Raw genomic sequence first — 11,336 nt, 5'->3', positions numbered from 1 at the left:
ATGATAAAAGAAAAGATAGAAAGTTATTTTAATCGGTTTCCAACGCTTCGCGTGCTCTTCTTTTTTGATGAACATAAAGACTTTGAAGAAGAAGTAAAAGCATTGGATTTGGCAGACATTCATATAGAATTTTGGGAAAACAATCCGTTCATTTTAAAATGCAAATTAACCCAAGATTTAAAAAGCGAAAAGGTTTTGTTGTACCTGCCAATAAAACAACCCAACACGCAAGATGCGTTTCAGGAGTTTCCGCTCATGGGCTTATGGCTTGCCAATAAAGAATTGCAGTTAGACCATGTGGGCGCTTTTATGGAAGATTTTCATTTGCAACGCCATCAAAAATCATTGGTATCTAAATATATGGGCGCTTTAAAATATGCAGGGGTTCAGGAGGTTTGCGCCCCCATTTTAAGTGCATCCCATTTTGAAGAACCTAAATTACAACGTGGTTTGGTGTCCGCTTTTTTAAAGTTTAAAGCCATAGAAAGCTGGTCCATTCTAGTCGCTAAATTACTCACGTTAAGTACAGATAAAAAACCAACGGAACTTGATAAAGTGGTCAAGAAAATAACCGAGCTCAATTTTGAGGATGTGGTCATCAAACGCATTTATGAGGTAACGGGTTTTTCCATCCAAAGCATCACCCAAGCCAGCTTGTTGGATGTGGCACGAAGTATTCTGTACAACAGCCTCATGCAAACCATTACAGAAAAGAAAACGGATGATCCGTATTCAAAATTCAAAATAGACGATACCACACAACTCACTCGACTCAACCAAATGCTGCAAGAAGTAGATAGAAACCCTACTTTAAAACCAAAGTTTGAAACCCTTTTAGAGTTGGTGAGTAATGACATAAAAGGTTCAAAACTGATTGAGGTTTATGGTGATGATGCCAATTTTGCTGAATATAATACCGAAATGATTTGGGACATTGTGAGCCAGGTGCAATCGCATTTGGTTTCGGCACCATCAGACATTATAAAACGCTTGGAAACCTTGAGCTTGCAACCCAATGTGGGCGCAACCGTAAAACAAGCCTTAAAATATTTGATTCAAGTGGCTAAAATGCACGACTATATTGGCAGCATTAAAACCTATATTTTAGATACGCCGGAAGCGTATGTGCATCATTATACAGACCGTTTATACAAAATAGACAGCAATTACAGACGGGCCATTTTAAGTTATAAGAGTTTGGATAGTTCTGATATTCCTCAACATATTGCTATGGAGGCAATCCATTCAGAATTAAATACCAGTTATGATAGGCATACCGATCTTTTAAACCGAGAATGGCTAAAGTGCTTAAACCAATTTAAGTTTGATTATGCCAACCTGAACCTACCAAAGCAGTACAATTTTTATGCTACGGAAATTGCACCTGCCGATCAAAAAGTAGTGGTGGTTATTTCGGATGCCTTGCGTTATGAAGCAGGGTATGAATTGCTTTCTGAAATGCACGGCGATACAAAAAATACGGCTGAGATGCGCTATATGTTGGCTTCCATTCCATCAAAAACCAATATTGGCATGGCTCAATTGTTGCCCGGAAATGAGAAGCTTTTTAATGATGGCGATATAAAAATTGATGGCGTATCATCTGCAAGCACCTACCGAAGCAAAATATTGGAAATGTTTAACCCCAATTCAAAAGCCATACAATACGGCACGTTGGACGGACTGGGCCGCCCTGAAATACGCGAGATATTTAAGAATGATGTGGTGTATGTATATCATGATGTGATTGATGCAACCGGCGATACGCGCGCTTCGGAAAGACGTACTTTTGATGCCGTTGAAGATGCTGTTTTTGAGTTGAAAAAGTTCGTGAAATTACTGCATGCATCCTATAATGTGGCCAAAGTATTTGTTACGGCAGACCATGGTTTTTTATATCATGACAAGAAAATTGAAGAAAAGGATCAGGAGAAATTGCCAAATGCAACCATGATGCAATCCCACAATCGGTATTTTGTCACTTCGGAAAGTTCCGATAAAGAATTGAGTTATTCAATACCACTTTCGGCAACCACACAATTTAAGGATGATGTGTTTGTAACGATTCCTTTTTCGGTAAACCGCTATAATAAAGGCGGTGTTGGCCACCAGTTTGTACATGGCGGTGGCAGTTTGCAAGAACTGGTGATTCCGGTTATAGAAAGTTCCAGAAAACGCGAGGATGTTACGCAAAAAGTAAACCCTATTTTGATTAATAAAGGGGGGTATCGTGTGGTGTCCAATATTTTGAAATTGAATATTCTTCAAGAAAATGAAGTCTCTCGTGTTGAAAAAGAGCGTAACATAAAAGTGGGGCTGTATAAAGAGTCGCAATTAGTGAGTAATGAGGAAGAATTACTATTGAATTTCACTTCAGAATCACCTAGCGAACGTTTGTTTCGGGTAGAATTGATTTTGAGTGCTGAAGCTGCCAGGGAACCGTTTTTAAAACTGAAGCTATTTGATACAGACGATAAATTGAATCCAATTATAGAAGAACGCGTTCAAAATATGACCATAATACCAACGGATTTTTAACATGGAACTAAAAGAAAAAATAATAAAGCATTTTGAAGGCAAGGTTGTCCGCAAAGATTTAACTGCATTGGTAAAAGGCAGTAACCCAGTACCCGTGTATGTTTTGGAATATTTATTGGGGCAGTATTGTGCCATTGATGATGATCACATTATTAAGGCTGGTATTGAAAAGGTGAAAAACGTGATTCGTGATAATTACGTACACCGCTCTGATGCTGAAATTGTGAAAGCCAAAATCAGGGACAGCGGCAGCCATAAAATCATTGATAAAATTACTGTGTCGCTTAATGATAGAGCAAATGTATATGAAGCAGAGTTTGCGAGTTTGGGATTAAAAGGGGTGCCCATTGCCGATAAAATGGTTATGGATAACCAAAAATTATTGAGCGGCGGTGGTGTTTGGTGTATTTTGAATATTGGGTATTCCCATGCGGATGATATTTCAATGCGATGGGTCATAATTGATTTAAAACCAATTCAAGTGTCCAATGTGGATTTGCAGGAATACATCGGTTTAAGAAAAGAATTCACAACCGATGAGTGGCTCGATTTGTTGATGCATAGCATTGGGTTAAACCCCGAATATTTTAACAGACGCGATAAGTTTATTCAATTATCGCGTTTAATTCCGCATGTGGAAAATAATTATAATTTTATAGAGTTGGGTCCAAAAGGTACCGGAAAGTCACATATATTTTCGGAGCTCTCACCGCATGGTGTTTTGGTTTCGGGCGGCGATGTTTCTAAAGCTAGACTTTTTGTTAACAATACAGGTAACACAATCGGACTAGTTGGTTATTGGGACGTTGTGGCGCTTGATGAATTTGAACAAGAAAAAGGTGGCAAACGTACCGATGGCGATTTGGTAAAGATTATGCAAAATTACATGGCAAACCAAAGTTTCAACAGAGGCAAAGAAACCTATCAAGCCACAGCTTCCATGGCATTTGTTGGGAACACCAAACACAACGTGCCGTATATGTTGAAGAATTCCCATTTGTTTGAATCCATACCCGAAGGCTATTTAAAAGGGGCTTTTTTAGATAGAATGCACATGTATATCCCTGGTTGGGAAGTACGTATTTTGAAAACATCGGTGTTTTCATCGGAATATGGTTTCATAGTAGATTATTTAGCAGAGTTGCTTCGCGACATGCGTAAGTATGATTTCTCATCCATTTTAGATACGTATGTAAAACTTGATGGTTCATTAACCACGCGGGATAAAACAGCCATTAGAAAATCGTTTTCAGGATTGGTAAAATTGATTTATCCCAACCAAGAACCAACAGAAAAAGAAGTTTTAGAGCTTTTGGATTTTAGTGTAGAAGGTCGAAAACGAGTAAAAGATCAATTGTATATTATTGATGAAACTTTTAAAAGTGAACCTGTAGAATTCAAATATACTATTTTATCAAATTCCGTAGAGGTGTATCCTGAAACCTTAGAAAATTTGAATTATAAGGCTGCGGTTGAAGTCAAGGAAGAAACCGAAGATGAAGATTCTGAAAATCCAAATGTTAAGCCAGGATTGGATTTAAAGCCACATCAAGTCATTCTAAAAGACAATCAAACGGGTATTTCCTATAAAAAACTCTTTGCTAATTATTTATCTGGTGCTAAAGATATTACGATCCAAGACCCCTATATCAGGATGTATTATCAGTTTAAAAACCTGTTGGAATTTTGCATCATGCTAAGCAACAATAAAGATCCCGAAGACCAAATTAATTTGGAGATTGTCACTTGGAATCACGAAGAGTATTTGAATGATTCAAAAGCATCTTTTGACGACTTAGCCCAAAATGTTGAAAGCATAGGCATTCATTTAACGTATCGTTTTGAGAATCATCACGACCGTTTTATTGCAGCAGATAATGGCTGGAAAATTACACTTGGAAGAGGTTTGGACATCTTTGAGAAAATTGAAGAACGATTCAGTGTTGCGGATTTGGATCAAACCAAACGAAAGTGTAAGTCTTGTGAACTAACATATCTAAAACTCTAAACAATGAAACTATGCAATTACTTTGCATAGTAAGGTCGTAGTATTGCATTATTAATATTAAATACAATGCAATATGGAAAAAGACTATTTAAAGTATTACCACCCACAAGTTTTGATATTTCTTATCATAGGTGGATTTCTTCTTATCTATTTGACTAAAGAATCGTTTGGATTATCAATATCGGTTTTCAGTATTCTTACGCTATTGATAGTAACGATTACAAAATATCTGTGGAAATATAAACCATTTAGTTGGCTGTTTTGGGTAGAAGATTTCTCCGGCAGATATGAAGGTCGATTGATATATCAGTTTCTAGATGAGAAAGGAAACCTTCAAACAGGTGAGCTTGAGCACATAAAAATTGTTTCACAAACAGGAAGCAATGTAACTATTTCATCTTTCACTAAGAAAACCGATGGTTCTATGTCTTCACCTTCTTCAAATAAAGGAATGTACATAGAGCACACACAAGACGGGCAACATTTCAATCTTATTTACAACTACCTAAATGAAGGGAGCACCGAACAAGGCTTCCCACCACACTATGGAACAGAGGTAGTTAAATTCATTAAAGATGGAAATGAAAAGAAGCTATCTGGACGCTATTTTACAAATAGAAGTCCGTACCAAACCAAAGGAGAATTCAAGGACTTGAAATGGGTAAGTAATAATAAAAATCACGATTTCTAATATATATATAACTATGGCAGTATTAAACAAGGAGTACAATAAATTTGATAAAGAGATTAAACTCAATAAGAGTAGAAAAGATTCTTTAAAAAAAAGCAGAAAAGAGCTTAAAAAGAAAATACAAAATTGGTTTAGAGATAACAAACCAGACAATATTCAACCTAAATTTCATCCTCAAGGGTCTTCAGAGATGGGAACTACTGTAAATCCACTAGTAACTTATGATGAAGAGGGAAAACCTTTATTGGACTATGATACTGATTACGGCGTTTATTTTATCAAAAGAAATGATGATGACGTTAAACAATCGATTAATACCTGGCACGATTGGGTATATAAAGCAACTGAGAATCATACCGGAAAGGACTCCATTAGGAAAACAACCTGTGTTAGAGTTATTTATGCAGATGGACATCACATAGATTTACCTATTTATTATAAAGACGATGATGTTATTGAACTTGCTCATAAATCAAAAGGCTGGATAGAGAGTGATCCCAAAGAATTTTATGAGTGGTTTAACGATAAAAAGAAAACAAGGTCTAGATTAGAAGCAATAGTGCGTTGTTTAAAAGCATGGAAAAATTTCAGAGAGAACAAAAACTCCAATTTAAAGCTACCTAGTGGATTTGAGCTGACGATTTTAGCAACTAATCACTACGTTGATGCAGACAATCTAGACGAAGCTTTTAGAGAAACGGTAAAATCTATAGATGCAGAACTGAATAGACATAACGGATTTAAATGTTTTAGACCAACAACCCCATCAGATGAAGATGTTTTTGAAAGTTACAGCGAAACTAGAAAATCAAACTTCTTGTCAACACTTAAAAGCCTTAAAGAGGATTGTGATAAGGCTTATGAAGAAAAAAACTTTAAAGCAGCATCTGAAATATTAAGAAAGAATCAATTTGGGAATAGGTTTCCGTTAGGTGATGACAAAGATGAAGAATTTAAAAGTAATCATCTAAAAAGTTCTCTAGTCGCTGCGATTATTAAGCCAAAGCCATATGGATATTAGTAAAGAAATTGAAGATGTTTTAGCAAAGCATAAAGGTTTAGTTTACCACTTGGAGAGTAATTCTTTAAGTGGTGAATTATTTCTGCCAGATGGTGATAGCTACGATGTAATTATAAAACTAGATATATACCCAGCACTGTTTCCAACGGTCTTAGAGGTTGGAGGACGCATTCCAAATAAATTGGATAGGCATATCTATACTGACTCAGGTTCTTGTTGTTTTACTACCGCGGCAAAATCTCAGGTACTTTTAAAAACCAAAATAAAATCTTTACTAAATTTTATAGATGAGATTGTAATTAGGTATTTCCAGAACAATTCATATTACGAAATCAATAAAAAATATTGCTATGACGAATACGATCATGGTTCAATGGGAATAGTACAATCATATCAGGATATTTTAGGTATAAATGATGTCAAGAGTATTGGGAGATTATTGCTACAAAGGTTACAAAATAAAAAACTAAGTATAAGGGATTTGTGTTATTGTAATTCGGGTCAGAGTCTAAAAAAATGTAATCACGGATTACATTGTAACAATTATAGGGTGTTTAGAATAATTGATAAAGATTTGCTTTATAATGACTTAAAGCATTTTAAAAATGTTCTTCAAATAAACTAATTAAGATTGTTCAACTTGTGGAACTCCTATTTGTGAGCCGAATAATATTACTAACCGGCTCATGAGATCAATTTTACACAGTAATTACGGACCGTTTCACCCCATTCCTCTACATTTCGCAAAAAAGCTTGTCCTGAGCGTAGTCGAAGGGCTGCATTTCGAGAAAAGCGGTTCACTAGAACATCTTGAACCCAGTCGCAGAAAAAGCGACAGCGTTCGCCTAATAAAAAGATACCACAACCTATTTCTACACAAAGATTAAAATTCTGCCCGAGACGAACTGCATAACCGTTCGCTCTCTCACTTTTATAAGTTCTTACTCGTTCAGAATTTTTGTTCCGGTTAACGAAAAGGTAACGGCGATGGCACTATGGGAAGTAAGTGAATGAAATTGAATTTGAACCCTAATCTGTATCTTTTTGCTACAAATAGACTTAGTGATTATTCCAACGCATAAAATTCAATATCAAAAGAAAAGGAAAACGCTCAAGATATAATAAGTATGTGATTTTAAAAGGGAAAGTATGTCAAATTACATCAAATAAAACTATCCAAAACGAATATAAAAATTAGTTTATTGAAATGATTGTCAGGTGTTTAAAAATAATTAACTTCACTTTGTTACTAAAAAAGTAATGGTGTTTTAAAGTTCTTAAAATAGCTTTTCAGCCTTGGTTGAAAAGTATTAAGACCCTGAAATGAAATGAAGGAATCGTATAGCAAGAGGGTAACACGCTTCGCAATGTTACGATTATACGATTATACTATAAACTTAGTGTATATAGGCGATAGCAAAGTTTTTTTAATTTTTGATAATTGGCTAAAATCGCTATTTTTTACTAAAAACACTTGGCAACGACCGTAAACAGGCAATTATTTTACTAAAAACTATGGATAAGGGATTTGAAAAAGAAGGATTTGAAACGCTAAAGATCAAAAGGTCTGTAGCGATTGAATTTAGAAAATTTAGTAAAATGCTCTTGAAATCGCAATCGATGACATTGCTCTTAATGATGGAATTTTTTAATGAAAATGGAATTTCCCCAACAGAGTCAATAGGACCAAATATGGAAACCTTAGAAAAGAGAATTTCTTTACTCATTAAGAAACGAATGAATGGAATGATTGCCATAATGAAAGATATTGAAAAGAACCAAACCAAACCGACTGTAACGATGTTACAATCTCTTTTTGAACAAGCTGAACCGCCTAAACAGAAATTGATATTGGAAAAAAATCGTCCAGAAATAAAGGAAGTGCGTTTTCAGAAAATCAAAAGGCCAAGGACTGATGAATAATGGAGAAGGTAAACTACATCACACAGCTTAATACGGTTTTGGAAATGTTTAATAATGATAATCGTATTAAACAAGGGCATATCTCTTTATACTTGGCGTTTTTCCATTTATGGAACCGAAAGTTTTTCAAAGATACGCTTACCATAAATCGTGAGCTAATAATGGAACGGGCAAAAATCAAATCAAAAACAACGTATCATAATCACTTACGGGACCTGGATGCCTGGGGATATTTAAAATATTATCCGTCATATCATCCATCAAGAGGTTCTAAGATTAAAATGACCAGAGCTTGTCCCAAAAGAGGTACAACTACTGGTACGCAAGAAGTCCAAATTTTGGCCAACTTCGTTCCAGAACCCAGCCAAAATTTGGTATCTTCTTATAAACATAAAACAAAAGAAAACTTTAATAAACAGCTTAAGGTTATTTTTAATGAAAGTGAGGTCATTTCATTTTTTAAGAAAAATAATTGGTCAGAGATAGAAGCTAGAAAATTCTATGTCTTCATTAAATTAAAAAAATGGAAAACAGATAACTGGCAAATGATTGCGAAGATTTTTGCGAGAAACGATTTTAAATTGAAAGAACCAAAAAAGACCAGTCCAATCTCTGGCTATGTAAATCGTTTGAAGCAAATGAGAGAAAAAAAATAATGAGAAGATTTTAGACTGAATGGATTTGGCGCAGATTATAAGTAGTATGATTGCCAAATTAAGGAGGAATTTGTGGTAAAAGATAAAAAATTATCGAGCGTAATTTTTACTCTTATTGCAAAAACAAAGGTAAAATTTCATTATATTTACCCTCGTTAAGATAATACAAGTACTATTTACCCTCGTTTAACATGTCAAAATTTAATAGAAACATACCTTATAATAGCCTACCATTATTACCACCTAAAACAACTTTAGAAACTACTAAAGTGTTGCGGAAGACAATTGAAGCCAGTAGAGCATTAGCACAACTTAATGGTATGCTTACTAATTTACCAAACCCAACATTGTTTTTAGATACCATCCATTTACAAGAAGCTAAAGCAAGTTCTGAGATAGAGAATATTATAACTACTAATGACGATTTGTACAAGTCTTTAGTTGCAGATAAAAAGTTTGATAATCCAGCAACAAAAGAAGTTATAAGCTACAAAGAAGCACTTTGGAATGGTTTACGTGACATAGAAAGACGCCCTTTTATAAGTACAAACTTATGTATTGAAATTGTGCAAAGCATTAAAAAGAATACAGCGGGTATTAGAACAACACCAGGAACTGCTTTAAAAAATGCCAATGGCGAAACCATATACACACCACCAACAGGTGAAGCTGTTATAAGAGAAAAGATGGCTAACCTTGAAACCTTTGTAAATGGCGAAAACGCTATGGACCCATTAATTAAAATGGCTTTAATGCACTATCAATTTGAAGCGATACACCCTTTTAGTGATGGTAATGGTAGAACAGGACGTATTTTGTTGTTGCTCTATTTAAAGCTTGAAAAGCTATTAGATACACCTGCTATTTATTTAAGTGAATATATCATTAAAAATAAAGCGGATTATTATAATAAATTACGTGAGGTAACCGAAAATAATGATTGGGAAGCGTGGATACTCTATATGCTCGAAATGGTAAAATATACTGCCAACAAAGGGTTGCTACGTCTAAAGGAAGTAACTAAGCTAATGGAACAAATGGCTATAGAAATTAAAGAAACGTTGCCGAAAGTTTATACCAAGGAATTGGTTGAAATATTATTTAGATTGCCTTATACAAAAAGACAGTTTTTAATTGAAGCCAAATTAGGTACCCCTAAAACCGTAGGTAATTATTTAATAGCATTAGAGAAAGCTGGTTTTTTGGTTTCTGAAAAAGTTGGTAAAGAAAAACTATATCTTAACCACAGATTGATGGCTGTTTTGGAAGCATCTTAATTATTTCTTTTACTGATAGAAGTTATGAAGTGAGTGTCCGGTATGCTGACTATTATATTTTTTTATTAAAGCAAGTCACTTAAACTTATTCCTCAAAATTTCCATATCCTTACTCACTTTCATATCCAAAATCTTAGCATAATGCTGGGTGGTTTTAAGATTGGTATGTCCAAGCATTTTGCTGACAGATTCTATCGGTACACCATTTGTTAGAGTTACTGTAGTCGCAAAGGTATGTCTGGCCAAATGAAAGGTTAGGTTTTTGGAAATACAGGCTAAAGTTGCAATCTCTTTGATATACGCATTCATTTTTTGATTGCTAAGTACTGGCAGCACCAAATCCTTTTCTTTCAATAGCTCATTGTCTTTGTACTTTTCAATAATCGTTTTGGCAATGGGCAAAATCGGGATGTTGCTTCTGGTATCTGTTTTAGAGCGTTTTGTTTTCACCCATTCCTCACCATCTGCACCCATGCTAATATCACCTCTATTTAGCTTTTTGACATCGGCATACGCCAGACCCGTAAAGCAGCAAAAGATAAAAATATCACGTACTTGGTCGAGCCGTTCCATTTTTAGATCGAGATCTATGATTTTTTGAATTTCTTCTTCCGTCAAAAACTCACGCTCAACAATCTTAAGTTTACCTTTCCAATGTAAGAAAGGATCTTTATCGATCCAATCGTTTGCGTGTGCAATGCGAATTATCTTTTTAAAATTAGTAATGTACTTGATAGCCGAGTTGTGAGCACACTTGCGAGTCGTTTTAAGATAGTATTCAAGTCCAGTGATGAATTTATTATCAACATCCTGTATAGGAATATCATTTTTCTTGTATTTCTTCTTTAAAAAGTCTGCTACGTGTTTTTTACAAGTACGATAACGTTCAGCAGTTCCGGCGGCAAAATCCTTTCCTATTAGACTATCAACTTTGTCGTTATGTTCTTGGAATATTTCTAAGAGCATTTTGTGTGTTTTATCTTTTCCCAAATAGGCATCGCGAAGATCGATGGCAGTATATTCCTTTTCCTCTCTCTGAAATTGGTGTTGAATAGAGTAAATCCTATTTTTAATTACGCCAAGCTCTCGATTGATTTCTTGCGCTACTATAGAATTACGGGTCAACACAAAAAGTTGTGGAGTAACTAAAAAAGAAAGAACTTTGGAGCAAAAATTTCTATGTCCTCTGATTCACTTTTATCTATTGCCAATTTATTACTTC

The 11,336-nt window shown here is 34.9% G+C and carries 9 protein-coding genes; 8 read left to right on the top strand and 1 reads right to left on the bottom strand.

Going from position 1 to position 11,336, the window contains the following annotated elements; genetic code table 11:
• From pglZ to ACFFU9_RS07185, 8 genes are all read left to right on the top strand, one after another.
• Window positions 1-2,538, top strand: coding sequence for a BREX-1 system phosphatase PglZ type A (gene pglZ / locus ACFFU9_RS07220; protein WP_379860722.1), 2,538 nt, complete (start codon window positions 1-3; stop codon window positions 2,536-2,538).
• 1 nt (window position 2,539) lies between these two features.
• Window positions 2,540-4,546: a BREX system Lon protease-like protein BrxL gene (gene brxL / locus ACFFU9_RS07215; RefSeq protein ID WP_379860721.1), complete on the top strand. Its 2,007-nt coding sequence runs from the start codon at window positions 2,540-2,542 to the stop codon at window positions 4,544-4,546.
• A 73-nt stretch (window positions 4,547-4,619) separates the two neighbouring features.
• Window positions 4,620-5,237, top strand: a complete 618-nt coding sequence (locus tag ACFFU9_RS07210) for a Cap15 family cyclic dinucleotide receptor domain-containing protein (RefSeq protein WP_379860720.1) — start codon at window positions 4,620-4,622, stop codon at window positions 5,235-5,237.
• 13 nt (window positions 5,238-5,250) lie between these two features.
• Window positions 5,251-6,258 (top strand): cyclic GMP-AMP synthase DncV-like nucleotidyltransferase, encoded by a 1,008-nt coding sequence (locus ACFFU9_RS07205; RefSeq protein ID WP_379860719.1) that lies wholly within the window; start codon window positions 5,251-5,253, stop codon window positions 6,256-6,258.
• Window positions 6,248-6,883: a hypothetical protein gene (locus ACFFU9_RS07200; RefSeq protein ID WP_379860718.1), complete on the top strand. Its 636-nt coding sequence runs from the start codon at window positions 6,248-6,250 to the stop codon at window positions 6,881-6,883. The genes ACFFU9_RS07205 and ACFFU9_RS07200 overlap by 11 nt, the downstream gene beginning before the upstream one ends.
• An 890-nt stretch (window positions 6,884-7,773) precedes the next feature.
• Window positions 7,774-8,181, top strand: a complete 408-nt coding sequence (locus ACFFU9_RS07195) for a BfmA/BtgA family mobilization protein (protein WP_379860717.1) — start codon at window positions 7,774-7,776, stop codon at window positions 8,179-8,181.
• A gap of 44 nt (window positions 8,182-8,225) precedes the next feature.
• Window positions 8,226-8,837: a hypothetical protein gene (locus ACFFU9_RS07190; protein WP_379860716.1), complete on the top strand. Its 612-nt coding sequence runs from the start codon at window positions 8,226-8,228 to the stop codon at window positions 8,835-8,837.
• 191 nt (window positions 8,838-9,028) lie between these two features.
• Complete coding sequence (locus tag ACFFU9_RS07185) at window positions 9,029-10,114, top strand: Fic family protein (RefSeq protein WP_379860715.1); 1,086 nt, start codon at window positions 9,029-9,031, stop codon at window positions 10,112-10,114.
• Window positions 10,115-10,189: 75 nt separating this feature from the next.
• Here the strand turns inward: ACFFU9_RS07185 and ACFFU9_RS07180 are convergent, their stop codons facing one another.
• Entirely contained in the window at window positions 10,190-11,239 is a 1,050-nt protein-coding gene (locus ACFFU9_RS07180; RefSeq protein WP_379860714.1) for a site-specific integrase, read from the bottom strand.
• Between the last annotated feature and the right edge of the window lie 97 nt (window positions 11,240-11,336).

The sequence above is a fragment of the Mariniflexile ostreae genome, from assembly GCF_042427585.1.
GTDB lineage: Bacteria > Bacteroidota > Bacteroidia > Flavobacteriales > Flavobacteriaceae > Pseudalgibacter > Pseudalgibacter ostreae.
This window is presented reverse-complemented; position numbering and strand designations above follow the sequence as displayed.